Source organism: Ochrobactrum sp. PL_is501 (assembly GCF_055816895.1).
Map to the genome: position 1 here is coordinate 107,622 of NZ_JBVPGR010000040.1, position 20,939 is coordinate 128,560.

Annotated in this window: 18 protein-coding genes and 1 riboswitch; of the genes, 3 read left to right on the plus strand and 15 right to left on the minus strand. The window is 55.3% G+C overall.

All coding sequences use genetic code 11. The annotated features are described in order from the left end of the window. Positions 1–114 precede the first annotated feature (114 nt). Positions 115–1,245 (plus strand): Gfo/Idh/MocA family protein, encoded by a 1,131-nt coding sequence (locus tag AC0TOF_RS20065; protein ID WP_473769561.1) that lies wholly within the window; start codon positions 115–117, stop codon positions 1,243–1,245. Here the strand turns inward: AC0TOF_RS20065 and AC0TOF_RS20070 are convergent. The 8 genes from AC0TOF_RS20070 to AC0TOF_RS20105 all read right to left on the minus strand — a co-directional run bounded on the left by AC0TOF_RS20070 (position 1,242) and on the right by AC0TOF_RS20105 (position 13,010). Continuing rightward, positions 1,242–2,015 (minus strand): ABC transporter ATP-binding protein, encoded by a 774-nt coding sequence (locus AC0TOF_RS20070; RefSeq protein ID WP_473769562.1) that lies wholly within the window; start codon positions 2,013–2,015, stop codon positions 1,242–1,244. The genes AC0TOF_RS20065 and AC0TOF_RS20070 overlap by 4 nt on opposite strands. Next, positions 2,012–3,013 (minus strand): FecCD family ABC transporter permease, encoded by a 1,002-nt coding sequence (locus AC0TOF_RS20075; RefSeq protein WP_473769563.1) that lies wholly within the window; start codon positions 3,011–3,013, stop codon positions 2,012–2,014. The genes AC0TOF_RS20070 and AC0TOF_RS20075 overlap by 4 nt, the downstream gene beginning before the upstream one ends. After that, on the minus strand, positions 3,006–3,845 hold the full coding sequence (locus AC0TOF_RS20080) for an ABC transporter substrate-binding protein (protein WP_473769564.1): 840 nt from the start codon (positions 3,843–3,845) through the stop codon (positions 3,006–3,008). The genes AC0TOF_RS20075 and AC0TOF_RS20080 overlap by 8 nt, the downstream gene beginning before the upstream one ends. Positions 3,846–3,858: 13 nt before the next feature. Beyond that, positions 3,859–5,724, minus strand: a complete 1,866-nt coding sequence (locus AC0TOF_RS20085) for a TonB-dependent receptor domain-containing protein (RefSeq protein WP_473769565.1) — start codon at positions 5,722–5,724, stop codon at positions 3,859–3,861. Positions 5,725–5,874: 150 nt separating this feature from the next. Beyond that, a riboswitch (cobalamin riboswitch) is annotated at positions 5,875–6,097 on the minus strand. A gap of 108 nt (positions 6,098–6,205) precedes the next feature. Continuing rightward, positions 6,206–7,318 (minus strand): ABC transporter permease, encoded by a 1,113-nt coding sequence (locus AC0TOF_RS20090; protein WP_122000473.1) that lies wholly within the window; start codon positions 7,316–7,318, stop codon positions 6,206–6,208. A gap of 1 nt (position 7,319) precedes the next feature. Continuing rightward, entirely contained in the window at positions 7,320–10,100 is a 2,781-nt protein-coding gene (rbbA, locus tag AC0TOF_RS20095) for a ribosome-associated ATPase/putative transporter RbbA (RefSeq protein ID WP_473769566.1), read from the minus strand. Continuing rightward, positions 10,097–11,164, minus strand: a complete 1,068-nt coding sequence (locus AC0TOF_RS20100; RefSeq protein ID WP_473769567.1) for an HlyD family secretion protein — start codon at positions 11,162–11,164, stop codon at positions 10,097–10,099. The genes rbbA and AC0TOF_RS20100 overlap by 4 nt, the downstream gene beginning before the upstream one ends. Before the next feature lie 652 nt (positions 11,165–11,816). Continuing rightward, complete coding sequence (locus tag AC0TOF_RS20105; RefSeq protein WP_473769568.1) at positions 11,817–13,010, minus strand: glycoside hydrolase family 10-like protein; 1,194 nt, start codon at positions 13,008–13,010, stop codon at positions 11,817–11,819. Positions 13,011–13,104: 94 nt separating this feature from the next. Here AC0TOF_RS20105 and AC0TOF_RS20110 point away from each other — a divergent pair, with 94 nt between their 5' ends. Continuing rightward, a complete protein-coding gene (locus AC0TOF_RS20110) occupies positions 13,105–13,548 on the plus strand; it encodes a universal stress protein (RefSeq protein WP_473769569.1) in 444 nt (147 codons plus the stop codon). Between the two features lie 38 nt (positions 13,549–13,586). Here AC0TOF_RS20110 and AC0TOF_RS20115 read toward each other — a convergent pair whose 3' ends face one another. From AC0TOF_RS20115 to AC0TOF_RS20130, 4 genes are all read right to left on the minus strand, one after another. After that, positions 13,587–14,021, minus strand: a complete 435-nt coding sequence (locus AC0TOF_RS20115) for a pyridoxamine 5'-phosphate oxidase family protein (RefSeq protein WP_473769570.1) — start codon at positions 14,019–14,021, stop codon at positions 13,587–13,589. Between the two features lie 95 nt (positions 14,022–14,116). Beyond that, positions 14,117–15,043: a PhzF family phenazine biosynthesis protein gene (locus AC0TOF_RS20120; protein ID WP_473769571.1), complete on the minus strand. Its 927-nt coding sequence runs from the start codon at positions 15,041–15,043 to the stop codon at positions 14,117–14,119. A gap of 131 nt (positions 15,044–15,174) precedes the next feature. Beyond that, positions 15,175–15,885, minus strand: a complete 711-nt coding sequence (locus AC0TOF_RS20125; RefSeq protein ID WP_473769572.1) for an NUDIX hydrolase — start codon at positions 15,883–15,885, stop codon at positions 15,175–15,177. Between the two features lie 3 nt (positions 15,886–15,888). After that, positions 15,889–16,995 carry an endonuclease/exonuclease/phosphatase family protein gene (locus tag AC0TOF_RS20130; RefSeq protein ID WP_473769573.1) on the minus strand — a complete coding sequence of 369 codons (1,107 nt, stop codon included), beginning with the start codon at positions 16,993–16,995 and terminating at the stop codon, positions 15,889–15,891. Between the two features lie 135 nt (positions 16,996–17,130). Between AC0TOF_RS20130 and AC0TOF_RS20135 the strand changes: the two genes are divergently transcribed. Further along, the gene (locus AC0TOF_RS20135) at positions 17,131–17,550 is read left to right on the plus strand and encodes a BA14K family protein (protein ID WP_473769574.1); all 420 of its coding nucleotides are present in this window, start codon (positions 17,131–17,133) and stop codon (positions 17,548–17,550) included. A 39-nt stretch (positions 17,551–17,589) separates the two neighbouring features. Here AC0TOF_RS20135 and AC0TOF_RS20140 read toward each other — a convergent pair whose 3' ends face one another. The 3 genes from AC0TOF_RS20140 to AC0TOF_RS20150 all read right to left on the minus strand — a co-directional run bounded on the left by AC0TOF_RS20140 (position 17,590) and on the right by AC0TOF_RS20150 (position 20,844). After that, positions 17,590–18,822, minus strand: a complete 1,233-nt coding sequence (locus tag AC0TOF_RS20140) for an aminotransferase-like domain-containing protein (RefSeq protein WP_473769575.1) — start codon at positions 18,820–18,822, stop codon at positions 17,590–17,592. Positions 18,823–19,126: 304 nt separating this feature from the next. Continuing rightward, positions 19,127–20,146 carry a ketol-acid reductoisomerase gene (ilvC, locus tag AC0TOF_RS20145; protein WP_104755923.1) on the minus strand — a complete coding sequence of 340 codons (1,020 nt, stop codon included), beginning with the start codon at positions 20,144–20,146 and terminating at the stop codon, positions 19,127–19,129. A 56-nt stretch (positions 20,147–20,202) separates the two neighbouring features. After that, positions 20,203–20,844: a TetR/AcrR family transcriptional regulator gene (locus AC0TOF_RS20150; protein ID WP_122000463.1), complete on the minus strand. Its 642-nt coding sequence runs from the start codon at positions 20,842–20,844 to the stop codon at positions 20,203–20,205. Positions 20,845–20,939: the final 95 nt, after the last annotated feature.

The window sequence follows — 20,939 nt, forward strand, 5'->3', positions numbered from 1 at the left end:
TAATTCCATTTCTGTTAGCCCATGTCAATCGCATAAGCTGCCAACGATATGCTTATTTCCCAAAGGAGTTGCGCAGCGCCAGGCGCTGCGACCATCGTTTCAGGAGGATTGGTGATGGCTGACAAGGCTGAGCTAGTGGTAACAGGTTTGATCGGCTCCGGTTTCATGGGTAAGACGCACGCCCTTGCACTGGCAAACGTCAACCGCGTCTTTGACTTACCGGTTGATGTCCAGCTTCATACATTGGCCGACGTAAATTCTGAAACAGCGGCAAAAGCCGCAAGACAACTCGGATTTGCGAATGCTACCGGCGATTGGCGAACGCTGATCTCCAACCCGGATATCAATCTCATCGACATCACAACGCCAAACCGTTTTCATAAAGAAATGGCGCTTGCCGCCATTGAAGCAGGCAAACACGTCTATTGCGAAAAGCCGCTTGCGCCAACCGCCACCGAATGCCTCGAAATGACGCTTGCGGCGGAAAGAATGGGCATTCAGACAGCCGTTGGCTTCAACTATCTGAAAAACCCGATGATAAAACTGGCCAAAGAGATCATCGACAGCGGTGAACTGGGCGAAATCCGCAATTTTCGCGGCATCCATGCAGAAGACTTCATGGCCGATGCTCGCATTCCCTGGACATGGAGGCTTGATCCGGCGGGCGGCGGCGGTGCGCTAGCCGATATCGGCAGCCATATCATCGCCGCTGCACGCTATCTCGTTGGACCGATCAAAGCCGTTATGGGGGATGCGGTCACAATCATCGGCGAGCGCCCGGATAGCTCCAACCTTTCGCAGATGAAACCCGTTAAGGTGGACGATGTTGCTCGTGCCTTCGTACGTTTCGAAAACGGAGCGATCGGCACACTGGAGGCAAGCTGGATCGCCAGCGGCCGCAAGATGCAGCACGACTTTGAGATTTCCGGATCGAAAGGGTCGCTGTTCTTTTCGCAAGAGCGCTTCAATGAACTCGATCTGTTTCTTTTCTCCGACAAGAAGGGACAACAAGGCTTCCGCAAGATTTTCGCCGGACCTGAACACGAACCATACGGAGCATTTTGCGTGGCAGGCGGCCACCAGATCGGCTTCAATGACCTGAAGACGATCGAAGTCCGCGACTTCCTGCTTGCCATTGCAGGACAGAAGAGCAACCATGCCGACTTCCGCGAAGGTTATGAAGTCCAGAAGACGGTCGAAACGATCTATGCTTCGTCCCCCGAACGCCAGTGGAAAAATATCTAGCCTATACGGGAGGTCGGATGGACGATGAACTCGCCATCCACAGTCATGATTTTTGCCCTAATTCCGTAGACATCGTGCAGCAGTTGCGGCGTGAGCACTTCCATCGGCGCTCCGTCCGCAACGATACGTCCCTTGTCGAGCAGAATAAGCCGAGTGCAATGCTGTGCCGCAAGGCTCAACTCATGCAATGAAGCAACAACGGTCTTTCCCTCCTTCGCGAGTGCGGCAAAACTTTCCATCAATCCAAGCTGGTGTGAGGGGTCGAGCCCCGCCACCGGTTCATCGGCAAGTATTACGGGCGTATCCTGCGCCAAAACACGCGCAATCAAGACACGCGCGCGTTCACCGCCGGAAAGCTCCATCGCCGACCTTTCCCGAAATCGGGTCACGTCCATGCGCTGCATCGCATTCTCGATAAGCGTTTCGTCTTGCGTACTCAGGCTCGCAAAAACCGGCTTCGATGCTGAGCGCCCCAACGAAACGAGCATTTCCACGGATACTGGCCACGCCACATCACGTTCCTGTGGCAAATAGGCAAGGCTCTGCGCTTTTGTCGAAGCGCTCATCTGGCGAACGTCGTCGCCATGAAGGGAAATTTCGCCCCGCGAAGCCACAAGTCCCAGAATGGCGCGCAACAATGTCGTTTTTCCGGCACCGTTGGGTCCGATCAGCCCGATGAATTCACCACCATGAATATCGAAACTTGCATTGTTGAGTGCCACCTTGCCGCCAAGCGTAACGGAAAGATTTTTTACCGAAAGCGATGTCATATGAGCTGCCTCCGGTATTTAAACACCAGCCAAAGAAAGAAGGGCGCACCGATGATCGCGGTCAGGACGCCCAGTTTCAGTTCCCGTCCCGGCATGACAATGCGCACCAAGATGTCCGCCGCCAACAACAATGCGGCGCCACCCATTCCGCTGGCAACCAGCAATCGTGATGGGCGCGCACCAACCAGCGGACGTAAAAGATGCGGGACCACCAGTCCCACAAAACCGATTGCACCGGCAACAGCAGTGGAAGCCCCCACGCAAGCTGCGGTTCCCAGCACCGCAAAGAGTTGCACGCGAGCCAGATTGACGCCCATCGTGGCCGCAGCATCCGCACCCAATGTCAAACTGTCCAACGACCGCCCGAGCGCCAGCAGCAACGCCCAGCCAATCAGGATAAACGGCGCGGCGAGAACCACATGGGTCATTGATCTGTCGGCCAGCGATCCCAGCATCCAGAAGACGATTTCCATTGCCGCAAACGGATTGGGCGAAAGGTTGAGCGCCAGCGCCGTCAATGCACCGGCAAGGCTCGTTACTGCGACGCCAGCCAGTATGACGGCGAGCGTACCGGCATTGCGCCCCGCCAGAAGCTTGACGAGAAACACCGAGACAAAAGCGCCTGCCAATGCGAGCAGCGGCAAAGCCAGCGGAAACAGAAGCGACAGGCCGCTATAGATAGCGATGACAGCACCAAATGACGCGGAGGCGCTCACCCCCAGCAAACCGGGTTCTGCGAGCGGGTTCCGCAAATAGCCCTGCAAGGCAGCACCGGACAATCCAAGCGAAGCTCCGACAAGGAGCGCGAGCAATGCCCGGGGCAGACGAATTTCGCGCATGACCAGTACGATCATTTCGCTGTCATTGCCGAAAAGTGCCTTGAGACTGTCGGCAATACTGATAGCAGCGGGACCCGTCAGCAACGAAACCACGAAAAGCAAAGCCACGAGCAGGGCGAGCCCGACCAGCAGAAGATAGAAGCGGTTCCGTTCAGTCACGCGCCGCCTCCGCGAGTTCTGCCACGGCTTCGACGCTGAATGGCCCACCGCACACGGTCAGATTATCTGCTATCGTCACCGCCCTCGCCTGTTTTTCCAAAGCCCGCAATGCCGGGTGCTCGAAATTCTCGAAAGCCAGCGCAGGCGCACGATCCCTGGAACTGCGCACCAGAATGTCCGGCTTCTCAAGCACCAGCTTTTCCAGCGATAGCGGAGCAGAACCACTGACGCCTGCCTTGTCGGCCAGATTATCAAGCCCTGCAAGGCGCACAGCTTCATCGACCAGCGTTCCCCGGCCTGATGTGTAACTATTGGCATAATAAAGTGCGACCGTCTTGTGGCGAGCAGGAGGCCGAATTGCCGCCAAGGCAGCTTTCATTTTATCGATTTCCCTGCGCGCTTCTACCTGTCTTCCGAGCAGCTCACCCATGCGACGCAGATGAACTTCTATATCCCCGAATGAGCGGGCGGGTGCGAACTCTTCCACACGAACGCCAAGCCTCCGCAATAGCCCAACCGTTGCCCTCGATGAGAAGGTTCCCGCCAGCACAAGATCAGGTTTCATCAGAAAGACTTCCTCCGCCTGTGCGTGATTGACCGGCATCTTACGGGCTTTCGCAGCCATGACGGACAGCTCCGGGTCCTGCGACAAGTACGAAACCGATTCTAGCTGCCCCTCATCTGCCAGCAGCAATGCCAGCTGATCGGTACATACGTTGATGGAAACGACGCGTTGGGAATTTTCCGCCGCGTCTGCTGGATTTCGAGCAAAAAGGGCCAGCCCCGCCGCGAGGCAGAAGCTGGTGATCCATTGTGCGGATGCCCTTTTCATTCTCTGTTCAGCCTCAGAAATTCCGGGTCAATCCGATATTGATGGTACGTCCCGGTGCAATATAGCCAGAGCTGGTCTGATAATCCTTGTCAAAGATATTCTCGACCGAGAGCTTCAACTGCGATTGGCTGTCGATGGAATAAAGTGCCACGAAATCAGCGGTCACATAGTCTCCCAGCTTCTTGCTATTCGCAGCATCGGCATAGCGCGAACCGCCATAAATCAATCTTGCCGTCAGATCGAGCTTTTCAATCGGCATGAAGTTGATCTCGGCCGCAGCCTTGAAACGTTCACGATAAGGAAGGTCCCTACCTGTATCCTCATCGACTGGCTGTTTGAGATCGATCGAGCCCTTGACGCCCCAGCGATCATCAAAACGATGCGCCAGCGTGGCCTCGAATCCGGTAACTTTCGCACTGGCGATATTGTAAGGCAAATAGGATGGCGCCGTGCTCATGATGGCATCGCGCAACCACGTCTGATAAAATGCCATATCGAGACTGGTCGAAGCCGTAGCCTGCCAGTTCAAGCCGACTTCATAGGATCGGGACTTTTCCGGTTGCAGATCGGGATTGGCGAAACCAGGATAATAAAGTTCGTTGAACGTCGGGGCCCGAAAACCCGTGGCATAGGATGACCGCAAAACCAGATCCGGCAAAACCTCATAGCTCGTACCGAGATTGTAGGTCACGACATCACCGAACTGACTGTTGTGGTCGTAACGCAGTCCGCTATCGACGCGTAGCGCCTCGTATTCCAGCGAGTACTGGCCAAATATGGCAGCCAGATCGCGACTGGTTTCATCATAGGCAACCGTGGTGTTGATCTCCTCCCGATAGGCTTCCACACCAGCAGTCACGATATGATTGGCATTGCCTGTGTCGAAACTCTTCTCGGTCGACGCAAAGACCCCATAACGCTTGGTTTCAAACCGGTCAGACCCGTTCACGCCCTTGCGAAAATTACGGCTGCTGTCAACGCCGGTGCTGAATTCCAGCGTAGACGACCAATCCGCTGAATGATCGATGCGCGTTCCAAGCTTGCCGGCAAATGCCGTGCTGTCGGCCTGGTTCGGAGATGGTGCCTTGGCATCATATTGGTTCCGTCCCCGGCTGAAGAGACCGTCGGCATAGATTTTGCCCCAGTCGAAATCTTTCGACAGCGCAAAGTTGAACGATCCTTGCAGAAATCCGTCGCGATCCGGCTCATGGCCATAAGCGTCCGGCGTCGTGAAATCATAGCCTTGCGTGCCTGTGATCGCCGCACCAAAAGCATAGTCGATGCCGTCGCTGCTTCGCCCCTGAACGGACCCGGACACATACCCGCCCCAGGGATGGCTGACACCGGTAGAAAGACTGCCGCACCAGGAGCGCTCACCGCAAGCTCCACCTTGCCTGGTGATGATATTGATTACCCCACCCATCGCATCAGCACCATATTGCGCAGAATGGGCACCCTTTGCGACCTCAATGCGATCAATGGAGCTCAAGGGAATATTCGCAAGCGCCGTGGAACCGGACGTAGCCGATGCGGTGCGTACGCCATTAATTAACACGACCGTCTGCTTGGACGACATGCCGCGCATATAAATATCCGAAGATGCGCCCTGCCCGCCATTCGTCTTTATGGAGATGCCGCTATAGGATTTCAGCAAGGATTGCAGATCGGGAGCGGCTGAACGCTCGATATCCGCTGAATCGATGACCGTCACGGACGATGTCGAGCGCTGGAGCGAAGACGCGCGGCGCAATGGTGTGACCACGATTGTGTCGAGAACCACAACGTCATCGCCGTCCGGCAGATTTTGTGCCGATGCCGTGGATGACAGCGCAAGAATACTGGCCGATGCCAGCAGAACTGATGATTTCAAAAGGTGCATTTTTCCTCAACCCGCCGAACCGGAGATCCGGCTTTTCCTCGCACCGCAGGTTGAAGTGATCGTGGCGCAAAACGCCCTTCTTCCCGACGGCAACATTTCAACAATGTCACCGCCACGGACAGCCGCGCCTGGACACACCCCGTATCCATGCATGGGTGACAGGATACGGCAGGTCTCCTGACTTCCGGGTCATCGCCTTACCTCCGCCTTCCCGATCGCACGCTTGCTTTCAGTGGCTTTCACCGCTTGCGCGGCTGTGGAGGATAGCTCTCCGGTTACAGTTGCGGGGGCAGTCGCGGCATCGGCCAGAATGGCTTCACCGTGTTCCCTTTTCATCCGCCTGAACAGCGGAACCGTTTCCTGAGAACTGCGATAGCAACATGGTTAAGGATTCGCAACTCAACTAAAGCGCAATCCGGCACAGAAAACTGAATCACATTCGCAAGGAATGGACTCAGCCTCCTGTTTTCAAAGAATTTTCCTATCGCAGAAATGCGCGAAAACGCTGGAGCGCGAAATAGAACAGCACACAACCAATGACGATGAGAGCCAGAAATTGCGGCCAGACGACGCCCAGTCCCGCTCCGCGAAACAGGATCGATTGCGCCAGAATGACGAAATGCGTGTTCGGCGCGGCCAGCATGATTGTCTGGATGATCTCGGGCATGCTCTCGCGGGGTGTTGTCCCTCCCGAAAGCACCTGCAGCGGCAAAAGCACCAGCATCAGCAGCATACCGAACTGCGGCATGGAACCAGCCGCCGTTGCCAGAAAAATGCCAAGGCTGGTCGTCGCAAAAAGCTGTAGTGCCGCGCCAACGAGAAACAGCGATATCGACCCATAGATCGGAACGGCAAGCAGGCCCTGCACCACAAAGACCAGTGCAAAAGCAGAAGCAACCAGCACGACCAGCCCCATAGACCATATCTTGCTGACCATGATTTCAACGGGCGTCACCGGCATCACCAATAGATGCTCGATGGTTCCGTGTTCGCGTTCTCGGATAAGGGCAGCACCTGTCAGGATGATCGAGAGCATCGTTACGGATGAAATCACGTTGTTGATCGCGCCGAACCAACCCTTGTTCAAATCCTGATTGAATCGCGCCCTAAGATTGAGTTCCACCGGCGCTTGCGCGCTACCGCGATAACGATTGAGAAACTCGCTCACCTCACTCGATACAATCGACTGCACATAGCCGCCACCGGTAAAGGCCTGGCTCATCCGGGTCGCATCGACATTGAGCTGGATTGTCGGCGAACGGCCAGCCAAAAGATCGCGCTGGAAATTCGGCGGTATGTTCAGTGCAAATGTATCAAGCCCTTCATCCATCCGGGCATCCATTTCATAGGACGAAATCAGCTTCGGGGGCACGAAATACGGCGGGTAAAAAGCCGTTGTTATCCGGCTCGACACCGGTGACTGATCTTCATCAACAATCGCTATCGCCGCATTGTTGAGGGTTTCAGGCATCGCCTTGGACGCTGTGTAGATGGCAAGTGTAAAGGCATAAACGATCAGGATCAGCAACATCGGATCGCGCGCAAGACCGCGCAGTTCCTTCACGCCAAGCTGGAATATGTTGGATATCCGCATCTTAGCTCGCCTGTTTCTTGAGGAGAACAATGGCGAGCGCCATAAGTACCGGCACCGCTATCACTAGGGGCAACAACGAACCCGCGAGATCAGCAAACCCCAGTGCCTTGGAGAAAACGCCGCGCGAGATGGTTACAAAATAGGTCGCCGGATAGATTTTGCCGATAAACGCACCCGCGCCTTGCAGCGACGATACGGGATCAATGATACCAGAATACTGTACAGCCGGAATGAGGGTCAGAAGCGCGGTTCCGAAGATCGCGGCTATCTGGCTGTTCATGAAGGTGGACAGAACCAGCCCCATGCCGGTTGCGACCATGACGTAGAGCAGCGCGGCCAACGCATAAGTAGGGAAGCTCCCAGTAAACGGCACCCGAAAAATAAAGACCGCAAAGGCTGTCAGCATCAGGAAATTGAGAAACGCCAATCCGATGTAAGGCAATTGCTTGCCAAACAGAAACTCGAATTTCGTCACCGGCGTCACGTAAAAATTGATGATCGAACCCAATTCCTTTTCGCGAACGACACTCAGCACTGCCAGCATCGCGGGGATCATGAGAAGCAGCAGCGGAATGACCGCCGGGACCATGGCCACGAGGCTTTGCACATCGGGGTTATACCGGTAGCGTATCTCCAGATTGAAACTGCCGCTGCTCGCCGCGCTGCCATAAAGCTCGCGGGCCTTCTGTGCCAGCCAGCTGGCATGCATGCCCTGGACATAACCTTTGACTGTCTCGGCCCGCGTTGGCATCGCGCCATCGATCCAGGCCGCGACTTCGACCGGGCGTCCGCGCATGACATCTGCGCCGAAATTCGGCGGTATCTCGATAGCCAAACTGATCTCGCCATCACGCATCCGCCGGTCCAGATCGTCGTAGTCGGTCAAGGGAGGCTGTTCGGAAAAATAGCGCGAACCGGCGATCTGCTGCGTATAATCGCGGCTGATCGTCGTATCGTCACGGTCCAACACCGCAAACTTCAAATCCTCGACATCCAGATTGATCCCATAGCCGATAACGAACATCAGGATAACGCTGCCGAGGATCGCCAGCGTAGCGCGGATCGGATCACGTTTCAGTTCCAGCGCCTCACGACGCGTGTAGGCCAGCATGCGCCGCAAGTCGGGCAACCAGCTTGAAGCTTTCTTTGGAGGCAGTTCATCTATCTCTGCAGTTTGATCCGGCAGTGCTGCTGGCGCTTGCACGGGCTGCTCTGTCTCGCCAATCGCATCCTGAAGATAGGCTACGAAGGCCTCCTCCAAAGTTTCCGCATGGCGACTTTCCGTAATCGCCTTCGGCGTATCGCTGATCAAAACCCTACCAGCATGCATCAGCGAAATCCGGTCGCAAAGTTCTGCTTCATTCATAAAGTGGGTAGAAACGAAGATCGTCACATTGTCCTTGCGCGACAGATCGCCGAGGATTTGCCAGAAAGCATCACGTGCCACCGGGTCCACACCAGATGTGGGCTCATCAAGAATGAGAATGTCGGGCGAGTGGATCAAGGCCACAGCCAATGACAGGCGCTGGCGGATGCCAAGCGGCATAGCATCCGGCAACGCATCCATGACACTGGTTAGGTCCAGACGCTCGCTCAATTCCTTGATACGCTGTTCGGTCAATACCGGCTCCATACCGAAGAGCTTGGCATGAAGTTCCAGATTTTGACGAACCGTCAGTTCCGAATAGAGTGAGAATGCTTGCGTCATATAGCCGACACGGCGACGTATATCGATATCCTTAGGGTCGACTTCGCGCCCGAACAGTTTCGCTGTCCCTTCACTGGCAGGCAGCAACCCGGTCAGCACCTTCATTGTTGTGGTCTTGCCGCAACCATTGGAGCCCAAAAAACCGAAGATTTCACCGCGCGCGATGCGAAAACTTACATCATTCACCGCAGTGAAATTGCCAAAACGAACAGTGACGTGTTCTGCCTCAATGGCGATTTCAGCATTGGCACCGAAATCACGGTGCGGGATTTCGATCTCCTGATGACCTTTTCGCAATTCTTCCGGCAGAAGCCCGATAAAGGCAGCATCCAGATTCGGCGTGCCGGTGCGCCGCAGTAATTCCTGCGGCGTACCCGCCGCCAGAATCTGCCCGTCATTCATAGCTACAAGCCAGTCGAAGCGCTCGGCCTCTTCCATATAGGCCGTCGCGACGATGACGCTCATTCCCGGACGATCCTTGCGAATATCGTCAATCAGCTCCCAGAACTGGCGTCGGGACAATGGGTCAACGCCGGTTGTCGGTTCATCTAGAATAAGCAGGTCAGGATCGTGGATGAGCGAGCAACAGAGACTTGTCTTCTGTTTCATGCCGCCTGAAAGCTTGCCAGCCGGACGATCTGCGAAGGGCGACATGCCCGTGCGCCCCAGAAGATCGGCGATACGCCGCTCGCGCTCCTTTCGATTATGCCCGAACAACCGTCCAAAAAAATCGATATTCTCGAAGACCGAAAGCGTGGGGTAGAGGTTCTTCCCGAGCCCTTGTGGCATATAGGCGATGCGCGGATAAGCGAACTGAAGATGCCGCTTGTCCGAAATATCCCCGCCAAGGACTTCTATGCGGCCCTGTTGCATCGTTCGCGCCCCGGCGATCAACGATAACAGGCTCGATTTTCCCACCCCGTCAGGCCCGATCAGGCCGACCATGCAGCCGGCAGGAATATCAAGATTGACCTCGCGCAGTGCACGCGTTTTTCCGTAGGACAGTCCTACGCCTTGCGCCCGGACGACAAAGCTGTGGTCATTGGCGCCAGCTTTGACGGGATCATCCTTCATTGCACGGTTTCCGCAAGATTCTTCGGCCAAACGGCATCGGGATCAAGCTTGACATAGGCCATGCCCGGCAAACCCGTTTTCACCTGCTGTATATATTTTTGGAGAAGTTCTTGCGGAATCTTCGCCTTCACGCGGAACATCAGCTTCTGGCGCTCTTCCTCCGTCTCAACGGTCTTCGGCGTAAACTGGGCCACATCGGCGACAAAGCTGATCTTTGCGGGAATGACATATTGTGGTGCGGCATCGAGAACGATCCGGGCATCTGCGCCCATGGCCACCCGCCCTGCCTGCGCCGTCGGCAGGAAGAAAGTCATATAAACGTCGCTCACGTCTACAAGATTAAGCACCCTGCCCCCCGCAGAAAGCACCTCCCCCGGTTGGGCGACGCGGTACTGGACACGTCCCGGCTTCGGCGCTCTCAAAGTGGCGTCGTTGATATCTGCTTCGATGCTTGCGATTGCCGCCTTGGCGGCTTCGACCGATGCCTCGGCATCAACGACCTGTGCCTTTGCAGCACCTATGGCTGCCTCAGTGGCGGCAAGCTGCGCTCTGGCTGCGCCGACAGCCGCTTCTGCGCCCTGCGCGGTCGCGCGGTCATCGTCGAGAACCTGTTGAGATACCGTGCGTGATTGCGTCAACTGCTGAGATCGAACCAGGCGGCGTTGAGCAGCATCCAGTTGCGCTTCGCGCTGTGCCACGGTTGCTTCGGCAGCCGTGTGCTCGGCCTCGCGCTGCGTGACAAGGCTGCGCGCCGTTTCGATACCGATCTCGGCCCGGCGCAACTGTGCTTCCGCCTGCTTGCGCTGGCTTTCCAGCTGATCTGTATCCATGCGTGCAAGAATGTCGTTTTCCTGCACAAAATCACCTTCATCCGCGAGAATTTCGCGAATGCGGCCCGGGCTCTTTGTCGAAATGTCGATTTCAACCGCCTCTATACGCCCATTGCCCTTGGCGATATCGTCCGGCAATCCATCGCCATTAAATGCTTTCCAGGCATAATATCCGCCTGCAGCAAGGACGATAATCGCTCCAGCCAGTATCAATTGCTTGCGGTTGAATGCCATATGAACCACCCTTTACCAACGTCGCGTCACAACACCGTCTTCGAACGAAGCATCGGCGAGCGGTCGCTGTCTGCAAGGGTTCATTGTTCCCACCGCCCCGCCTCCGGCATCCGCCGGAACCTTCTGGGAAAATATGGAACTACCTTTTCATTTAGCAACCGGTGAAATTGGGGGAAGCGATTGTGAATCGCAAACTCCCGGCTGAGCTTGTTCTAACCACGGTTACGGTTGCCAGCCTTGATCAAGATCAAGACTACCAATGCATGTCTCCCAAAAAATGGGAACCGGTTTTGGGAAAAAGACATGCATGAAAACAAAAACTTAAAGCGTGTCATATGACTACGATAAAACGCGACACGCTTTAAAATACTTATTTTCAAAGATTGGGCGCGGGTGCTGGTTTGATGAAACAGAGGGGAGCAACGCCGACAGCACCCGCTGGCTGTCGACAGGCGACGTTGCAGAAAGATCGCGCTCATGCGCTCGACAGATTGATATAGCCGGGGTGCCATTCGAGTAGGGCCTCGGCACCCCGGGTCACCAGCTCTGGTGGAAACCGGCAACGATGGCTGGTTAGCACCCGCTCAAACGAGGCTCTTTGATTTCAATCAAACAAGCGGCAATTCCTGCGGATAATTGTCCGTTGCTTCCGTCATTTTCGGCGATCACACTTGCCCCATGTCTTTTTCAGATAGTCCGAAACACCTTTGACTTTGGGATCGGAAAGGAAACCCTGACGAAATAGAATGCTCCCTTTCACTTCCGGCAGGGAATCATTGAGTTCAAGCTGACGTTTGATTTCTGTCACGCCATCGCCAGCCTGCCATCCGGGCTCGAGCGTCGTCCCCGAACCGGCCCGATAAAGTGCCAGGCCGATATAAAGATCGGTCTTTGCCCCCCGAACCGTCTCTGCCCACCATTTGGCGATAGTCCCGTAGGACACCTCCTTGCGGCCAAAAGACCAGTAAATCTGAGGCGCGATATAGTCGATTAGTCCTTCCTTGACCCATCGCCGCGTGTCGGCAAAGTCCCCGTCATAATTGGTTTTGCCGGCCTTCGTCGCAGAACCACGCGGATCGTCTGCAACGTTGCGCCAAACACCGCTCGGGCTGATGCCAAAACGAACGTTTGGTTTGATAGACTTTATCTTGTCGGAAATTTCCCGCACCAACGTATGAGTGTTGTAGCGACGCCATTCGTATTTACTCGAAAAACGTGTGCCAAACTGCGCATATGATTTGGCGTCATCAAGTTGCGACGATGCCGTTTCATAGTAGAAATAATCATCGAACTGGATGCCATCGACATCATATTTCTGCACGACCTCCGCCGTTACATTCGTCACCCACGCGCGAACCGCCGGAATGCCGGGATCGAGAACATAACGATCTGCCGATACGCCAACCCAATCAGGGTGGGTTTTATAAACACTGGCTGGCGACTCCTTTGACGAATTTCGCAACTCCTTGCGCGTTGACGGCTTTGTATCCATCGAAACGCGATAGGGGTTCAGCCATGCATGCAATTCTATGCCGCGCTTGTGCGCTTCCTGAATAGCAAATTTCAGCGGATCAAAGCCCGGATTCTTGCCGAGGGTTCCAGTCAGATAGGAAGACCATGGCAAATAGGATGACTGGTAAAGCGCATCGGCAGTCGGTGACACCTGAAAGATGACAGCGTTGATGCCATGCTCTGACGCTTCATCGAAAAGCCGCACCAACTCCTGTTTCTGACGCTTTATACGCTCGGAGTCGTCCTCAATGCGGGCTGAACTTCGCGACGGCCAATCGAGGTTGAGAACCGTCGCTATCCAGCTAGCGTGAAATGCGTCACAGTCGAGGGGCATGAAATCGTTCCATCCAAATAACCTGTCCAGCAAGGGTTTGATATGGCGCTTTAACGCACTAGCTTAAAGATGAAAAACCAACAGCGAGGGCAGCATGTACAAGAATATTCTCGTCACGACCGATGGATCGGAGTTTGCGGAGCGTGGTCTCGCCCATGCATTTAAACTGGCGCATAGTGTCGGCGCGAAGGTGACGGTGCTGACCGTCACTGCCCCCTATTCCGTTTCCGGCCTTCCCGGCGGCTGGACCGACAGCCCGGCCTTCATCGAGCGCTTCGAACAGGAATGGAACGAATACGCCGATAAATCTCTCGCCCGCGCACGCGAATTGGCGAAGGATGCGGAGCTCGAGATTCATACGCTGCATGTGGTCGCCCCGCACCCGGCGACATCCATCATCGAGACCTCCAAAGAATTGCGCAACGATCTCATCGTCATGGCTTCCCATGGACGCCGCGGCCTCAAAGGAATGCTGCTAGGCAGCCAGACCTATGAAGTCCTGACCCGGAGCAACACACCGGTTCTGGTGGTAAAGTAATTCAAAATCGAAACGGCTTGAAATGTCGGCTTATCATTTCAGCCGGTTTGGTGCCCTGTCGCGCTTTCGATATCAACGCGAAAAAAGACGGGTGCAAGTTTGCGTTCGTGCCCGTCTTTCGCAACCGTTTTTGTGTATGCGGGTTCCCACCAGGTCGGCTCCGAAGCCATGAGCGCGACGATCGAGTTCTTCTCGTCTTCGCGTTCGATCTCCCGATATCGACCGTTCAGCACCACGGTGCGCCAGTTGGTCCGGGATTCAATATGATCGAAAAGAATGCAAACGGCATCGTTCTTGCGCAAAGCCTCGGTCTTCTGGCCATCCGTTGTGAAGGAATAGAGCGAGCCGCCGCTGAACCGGAAACTGAGCGGCACGATAAACGGACGATTGTCGAGAACGTAAGCCAGCCGTCCCAGTTGGGTGTGCTGTATCATGTTCCGGATATCGTATTCCGACATTTCCCTGATCATCATGGCTCACCTCCGCCGTTCGCTTGTCTGCCGACAGGTTAACATAGGGCGGAGTTCCAGCCTTGACCGTAGTCAAATCGCAAGGGGCGGTAATTTTATCAGACGAACATGCGCCCTTCCGCGATCTTGACCGCTGTGCCTCCGATCCGGGCGCCGGTGAGCTGCTGTTTGGCAACGTCCAGTTCAAGACGAATCCGTGAAGGTCGCCCCATTTCCATACCCTGCTCGATCCACCACTGAGAGCTGCCATCAACGGGCTTGTCGTTCTTCTGAATCATACCTGCAAAGGCTGCGGCGGCAGAACCGGTAGCGGGATCTTCATAGACATTGGCACCCGTTACAAACATGCGTGCATGAAAATTGCTGTCGAACAGGATCGTTTCCCGACAATAGACATAAATTGGCAAGGGTCGGCCATCGACATGCGGCAGGCTCTCGTTGACATAGACCGGATCAATGGACACTTTCGCCGCTGCAATCAGATTGTGCACTGGCACAAGCAGATAAGGCGTGCCCGCGCTCCATACAGCTGGCACGTGGTTCTCAAATCCGATCTCATGCGTACCCAGACCGATCGCAGCCGCCGCTTCCTCCTTTTCGATCTTGACGTCGAGGCGCTCTGGCAAACGAGGCAGATCGAATTCGGCAAAAGCGCTATTTTCGCCAAGTATGACACCGCAGCGAACAATACCGACTTTCTCTTCCAGAGCGACGAGCCTGTCCGTTTCGTCGCCCGTTGCGCGACGACGGGCCAGCGACACGGCCGCCCCTACCGTCGGATGCCCGGCAAAGGGAAGCTCATAATCAGGCGTGAAGATACGCACCGCTGCTTCATGCGCCGGATTGCTCGGCGGAAAAATGAACACCGTTTCAGAAAGATTGAACTCGCGTGCGATAGCCTGCATGCTCGTATCGTTCAGACCTTCGCTGTCATGAACGACAGCCAGCGGATTTCCAGCCAGAGCCTTGTCGGCGAAAACGTCGAAAACCTCGTAAAATCTGCCGGAAACTGCGGCGTCACTCATCCCTCATTCTCCCCTCGAACATGCTCATGAGACAGACTGCGAAGATTGTGTCACTTCAATGCTTCGTGCTTCGCATTATTTGCGAGCATAGCCAATTTCGCCGCGCTGTCATCTGCAAGTCTGACCAAGCTTTAGAGATTGTTAAAATGCCAGTCTGCAAAGGCTCGCACATAAGTCGGCGTGGCCTCGCCCATCGCCCCTGCAGTCGTCACCGGCATGATCTCCGACAATTCCGGTTCTGCCTCTGCGGAAAGATGTTGTTCAATCTGCGATACAAGCTCTGCTGACGGCGCATCGAAATAATAACGGCGGAAAAGAGCTACGCTACGGTTGCCAGTCACAAGATTGATTTGCTGCTCTGCTCTGGCATCACGAAGATCGAGACCGGTTTCCTCCCGCACTTCGCGCCACCGGTTGGCGTCGTAATCGACATATCCATCGACAATGTCATTATCATCCACCGAACCAGCTGGGAAATAGACCCTTCCCGCTCCCGCGTTTTGTGCGCTCATACGTCCGGCGATCAAATGTCCTTCACTGGAGACAATCACACCGACCCCGAAAATATGCCACGGTCGCACCTGCGATGCATCGTGCCGCCAGTGCATCAGGGTCTTGAAGCTGGTGCGCTGAAAACCGGCTTGAAATAGGCCCCCGGCCAATTCAGCTTGCGGAGCAAGATAGAACTCGCCATCGAACAATGTTGGTTTCGCAGCCTGCTCGCGTGACCAATTCAGTGCAATCGCTTCGCTATTTTGCTCGGCATACGACAAACGACCGGGCAGCACCCGGACATTGGCACTGTCGATGACGTAGACGGTATTTTCCAGAACCTGTTCCATCACTCAAACCATATTCAGCGTCACCGCGACTGGACAATGATCGCTTGCTTTCGGGCGATCCCATCCGGTTCGCGGATAACGGTCGACCTGTTGGCCGGGCGGAAAGATCGTCCGCCAAGGCTGCCCGCGCCGGATAATGTTCGGAACCGCCTTTTCGTTCTTCTGCGCCAATGAAGGCGATGCCATGATGTAATCGAGCTGGCAAAGATGGCGCTCCTGTGGCCCGCGTGTGTGATAAAGCGTCCAGCGGTCCATCAGGGGCCTGCGATCAACCAGATTGACCGCAAACCCATCTCCTAAAAGCACATCAAGCGCACTTTCTTCTTCAACTGTCGGCGTGAACTGATAGCCGTTCCATTCATCGCCGCCGATGATGATCCGCTCGCGATAATCATTAAAATCGCCGCAGATCAACCAGCGGCGCTCAGCAACATTGGGCCCGAACTTGTCTTCGATGATACGGCGTATCGCTCGCGCTTCCGCGCGGCGCACCGGCAGAGATGCTGTCCGTCCGTCAAAACCGTTGCGGGCACCCGTCATCGATTTCAGATGTGTCACAAAAAGCGATATGGGCTTTCCTGCAATGCGAATATCCACATTCAGGCAATCACGCTTGAAAATGCGGTCATGGGGTTCAAGGCCCAGCTCACCAATGGCAGGTTCATAAAGACCAAAATCATTATAGGTTACATAAGCGTAGCTTGTAACTTCATCGACCTCGATGGGTTGTCCATCCCGTGTCGTGTCACGCATCATAACGGCAACATCGATGCCACGGCTGTCGTTTCCGTCGATCAGATATTTATGCCGGAAGCCATGGCCTATCATCTTGAAAAGATAGCCATACTCGAACGCATTGAGCGCAGCGAGATTGTCCACCTCCTGCAAGCAAAGAATGTCGGCCCGCGTTTCGGCTATAGCAAGGGCCGTCATCTGTCGCGTATCGTCGGCATGCGCGATGGCACGTGCCTGTTCGAGAAGGCGATACTGCGCCTCATCGCTGATTTCGAACAATTGCAAGGTGCGATCCTGATGCAATTCATTGCGAAAGCCGGAAAAATCGAACCGGCGCATCAGATTTTCGACATTGAAAGTGGCTATGGTAAACATCTTTTCGCAATCTCTCCGCTTGCCGGGCGATTGGCAAGAGCATGAATTCCGAAACCAATAAATTTCTGCTGAAACCGTGATTTGGGCATGGAAAATACCCATATATGCGAAACACAGGAATTGAAGCGAGCCGAGATGATAGGAAAAATTCTGCGCCTGACGATACTGACGGGACTTTTTGTTGCCGGTATTGCGAGTGCGGCTTCAGCCGTCGAGCTGCGCAACAGCCAGTATCTTCCCTCATTGAAGCCAAGCGGTCCGTTGATTATCGGCGGCCAGGCGGGAGCCAATCGTACCGATCCGAGCGCCCGCAATTGCTATGGCTCAACGCTTTGCCGGGAAAGCGGAACTTATATTACCGAGCACGGCGTATTGAATTACAAGAACGGCGACGCTTTGCAATATCGTCGTACAATGCAGCCGCCGACTGCAGGTGCGAGCCCGAGCAGCAACCATATCCAGTGGTGTTCGAACCGCTATCGCAGCTACCGAACATCCGACAATACATACCAGCCACTGGCCGGTCCAAGGACAGGCTGCAATTCGCCTTTCTAGAAAAGGAAAAGCCGGGTCACAGCCCGGCTTTTATGCTGATCAGGCAGCGGCAGATTTTGTGTGGGCGCGTATCAGGCGACCCAGTCGCTTTATGCCTTCATCGATCATCTCGTCATTGGCGCAGGAATAGCTGAGACGCAGCGTGTTGGCTCCGCTGCCATCGGCGAAGAACGCCCTGCCCGGAACGAATGCAACTTTCTCGCTATCGATAGATGCCGCAAGAAGTGCAGCACCATCCATGCCTTCCGGCAACGTAACCCAGACGAACATGCCGCCCTCTGGCTTCGTCCAGCTTGCGGTCTCCGGCATATACTTCGCCAGCGCCTCGAGCATCTTGTCGCGACGATGCTTGTAGACCCTGTGCAGCTTCGCCACCTGGGCATCAAATCCCCCACTCGCTACGCGCTGAATGGCGATCTGGTTGATGGTGGATGAATGAAGGTCCGCTGCCTGCTTCATCAGAACAAGCTTGCGAATGACCGGCTTTGACGCCACCACATAGCCGACACGCAGACCCGGCGCCAGTGTCTTGGAGAAGGAACCGCAGTAGATGGTGCGGGTTTTCTCGATATCGCCGCCGTTACGCGCAATGTCGAGCGCCAGGATCGGCGAAATCGCATCGCCATTGTAGCGAAGATACTGGTAGGCTGCATCTTCGATCACCGGAATGTCGAGTTCGTCCGCCTGCGCGAGCAATTTCTCGCGGCCAGCAAGATCGACGGTTTCGCCGGTCGGATTGCTGAAATCAGCAGACAGGTAAGCGAACTTCACCTGACCGCCAGCTTTTTCCGCTGCCTGCGCATAGGATTCTGGCGTGCGATTGCCCTTGATCGCCAGTATATCGTAATTCGGCTCATATGCGTTGAAAGCCTGAAGCGCACCCAGATAGGTCGGGGCGGTCACGAGCGCCGTATCGGCGGGCGACAGGAACAGCTTGCCGAGATAATCGAGAGCCTGCTGCGAACCCGATGTGATGAACACATTGTCTTCCGTGCAGGGAATGCCGATCTTGGAAAGCTCACCGACCAGCCAGGTACGCAGCGGCTTGTAGCCTTCCGAAATGGAATATTGCAGCGCTGCATTGGCTTCAGGGCCGGTAAGAATGTCCTTATAGGCCGCCTGGAATTCTTCGTGCGGGAAAAGCGCCGGATCAGGAATTCCGCCCGCAAACGAAATAATATCGGGACGTTCCAGAAGCTTCAGCAGTTCGCGGATTTCCGATGCGCGCATACGTTTCGAGCGCGTTGCAAATACATTTTCCCAGTCCAACACGGGAAATCTCCTCAATTAGACTATCCGTACATTTTACGGAACTTGTAACAGCAAAGTCTCCTCAAAACTTGGCTATTGGATATGAAGCTCTAGCGCACTTTTGGGCAGACGAGAACAGCTTTCCCCATGCTTCTATGGAATAAAGATATTCGGAATTGTTTTGGCTCCCAAAGTGCATGAAACGAAAAAGCTGGCGCAGATTTTGAGTTCTTTTCGTTCGCGAGGAACACGCAAGCCTTCCTCCGCACCAAGCAATAAGGGGGCGCATGAAACGCCCCCTTACTCGAATTGTGGAAGCCGGAGCTTAGTTGCGAGCCTTGTCGACCAGCTTGTTCTTTTCGATCCACGGCATCATGGCGCGCAGCTTGCCGCCAACTTCTTCGATCTGGTGAGCGTCGTTGAGACGACGGATACCCTTGAAGCGTGCGCCGCCGGCCTTCCACTCCTGCATCCAGTCCGAGGTGAACTTGCCGGTCTGGATGTCCTTCAGAACGCGCTTCATTTCAGCCTTGGTTTCGGCGGTAATGATGCGCGGACCAGTGACGTATTCGCCCCACTCGGCGGTGTTCGAGATCGAGTAGTTCATGTTGGCGATGCCGCCTTCGTAGATCAGGTCCACGATCAGCTTCATTTCGTGCAGGCACTCGAAGTAAGCCATTTCCGGCGCATAGCCGGCTTCAACCAGAACTTCGAAACCGGTGCGGATCAGCTCGACAACACCGCCGCAGAGAACAGCCTGTTCGCCGAACAAGTCGGTTTCGCACTCTTCCTTGAAGGTGGTTTCGATGACGCCAGAACGGCCGCCGCCGACGCCTGACGCGTAAGAAAGCGCCAGATCATGAGCATTGCCCGAAGCATCCTGATGAATGGCGATAAGGCACGGAACGCCGCCGCCCTTCTGGTATTCGCCGCGAACCGTATGGCCCGGGCCTTTCGGCGCGATCATGACGACGTCAACCGACTTCTTTGGCTCGATGAGGCCGAAATGAACGTTGAGGCCATGGGCGAACGCGATGGCGGCACCATCACGAAGATTGTCGTGAATGTGTTCCTTGTAGATGTCAGCCTGCAGTTCGTCAGGCGTTGCCATCATCATGAGATCGGCCCACTTGGCAGCATCGGCAACGTTCATGACTTCGAAGCCGTCAGCCTGCGCCTTCTTTGCCGTCGCGGAACCTTCACGAAGGGCCACACGCACGTTAGCCGCACCGGAATCCTTGAGGTTGAGCGCATGGGCGCGGCCCTGGCTGCCATAACCGACGATAACCACCTTCTTCGACTTGATCAGGTTAACGTCTGCATCCCGATCGTAGTAAACGCGCATTTCCTTATTCCCTTCGTTCAGATTGTTCTTCGGCTTTCTTGCGTCCGCCGATGTGATTAGGCCCCATAGAGGGCAAAAAACTGCTTGGTGGCCCGCCGGGCGTCCCGGATAACCACGTCGTCAGTCAACTCCAGACGGTCGCCAAGCAGCAACCGTATCTGCATGTCCCGGACGACGAGCCCGAAGAACGTGCGAAACGCTTCGTCAACATCGTCGAAAGCAAGCAATCCCGCCTCCTGCCCCATATGAAGAATGGGATTGAGGCGCTTGGCCATGGCCACAGGACCATTCGCCAGCACGATATCGCCAAGCGCCGATTTACCGGATGCCGCATGGCTCACTGCCAGCCGGTTCAGTGCAATCGAGGTCTTTCCCGACAACACCAGCAGCCAGTCGCGCGCGAAATGTTCCAGACTGGAAAACAGGGACTCCGCGTCGAGTTTCTCCCGTGTCAGCGGCACGACGCGGACCTTCGATGCCTGCCATCGAACCATCGCCGTCAGCAGACCGTCACGATCGCCAAACCACTTGTAGAGGCTTTCCTTCGAGCAGTTGGCGGCACGTGCAATACTTGCCGTCGTCAAAGCGCGATCCCCGCCTTCCACCAGAAGGCGCAACGCCTGCTCCAGAACATCGTTCTGACGCGGCGAAAGAGCCTGCTGCTTCTGAGCCTGCAATTCGTCGCCTGTATCAGTCACGGAACCTTTTCCTCCAACTTGTACCGTACGGTACGGTTCTTGATTTCATAATTATTGTTCCGCCACAGGTCAAGCATGTTTTCACAAATTGCGGA

What these genes read in the sequence shown, in the direction of transcription:
- AC0TOF_RS20065 (WP_473769561.1), top strand. Translation starts at nt 115, where the DNA reads ATGGCTGACAAGGCTGAGCTAGTGGTAACAGGTTTGATCGGCTCCGGT.
- AC0TOF_RS20070 (WP_473769562.1), bottom strand. Translation starts at nt 2,015, where the DNA reads ATGACATCGCTTTCGGTAAAAAATCTTTCCGTTACGCTTGGCGGCAAG.
- AC0TOF_RS20080 (WP_473769564.1), bottom strand. Translation starts at nt 3,845, where the DNA reads ATGAAAAGGGCATCCGCACAATGGATCACCAGCTTCTGCCTCGCGGCG.
- AC0TOF_RS20085 (WP_473769565.1), bottom strand. Translation starts at nt 5,724, where the DNA reads ATGCACCTTTTGAAATCATCAGTTCTGCTGGCATCGGCCAGTATTCTT.
- AC0TOF_RS20090 (WP_122000473.1), bottom strand. Translation starts at nt 7,318, where the DNA reads ATGCGGATATCCAACATATTCCAGCTTGGCGTGAAGGAACTGCGCGGT.
- rbbA (WP_473769566.1), bottom strand. Translation starts at nt 10,100, where the DNA reads ATGAAGGATGATCCCGTCAAAGCTGGCGCCAATGACCACAGCTTTGTC.
- AC0TOF_RS20100 (WP_473769567.1), bottom strand. Translation starts at nt 11,164, where the DNA reads ATGGCATTCAACCGCAAGCAATTGATACTGGCTGGAGCGATTATCGTC.
- AC0TOF_RS20105 (WP_473769568.1), bottom strand. Translation starts at nt 13,010, where the DNA reads ATGCCCCTCGACTGTGACGCATTTCACGCTAGCTGGATAGCGACGGTT.
- AC0TOF_RS20110 (WP_473769569.1), top strand. Translation starts at nt 13,105, where the DNA reads ATGTACAAGAATATTCTCGTCACGACCGATGGATCGGAGTTTGCGGAG.
- AC0TOF_RS20115 (WP_473769570.1), bottom strand. Translation starts at nt 14,021, where the DNA reads ATGATGATCAGGGAAATGTCGGAATACGATATCCGGAACATGATACAG.
- AC0TOF_RS20120 (WP_473769571.1), bottom strand. Translation starts at nt 15,043, where the DNA reads ATGAGTGACGCCGCAGTTTCCGGCAGATTTTACGAGGTTTTCGACGTT.
- AC0TOF_RS20125 (WP_473769572.1), bottom strand. Translation starts at nt 15,885, where the DNA reads ATGGAACAGGTTCTGGAAAATACCGTCTACGTCATCGACAGTGCCAAT.
- AC0TOF_RS20130 (WP_473769573.1), bottom strand. Translation starts at nt 16,995, where the DNA reads ATGTTTACCATAGCCACTTTCAATGTCGAAAATCTGATGCGCCGGTTC.
- AC0TOF_RS20135 (WP_473769574.1), top strand. Translation starts at nt 17,131, where the DNA reads ATGATAGGAAAAATTCTGCGCCTGACGATACTGACGGGACTTTTTGTT.
- ilvC (WP_104755923.1), bottom strand. Translation starts at nt 20,146, where the DNA reads ATGCGCGTTTACTACGATCGGGATGCAGACGTTAACCTGATCAAGTCG.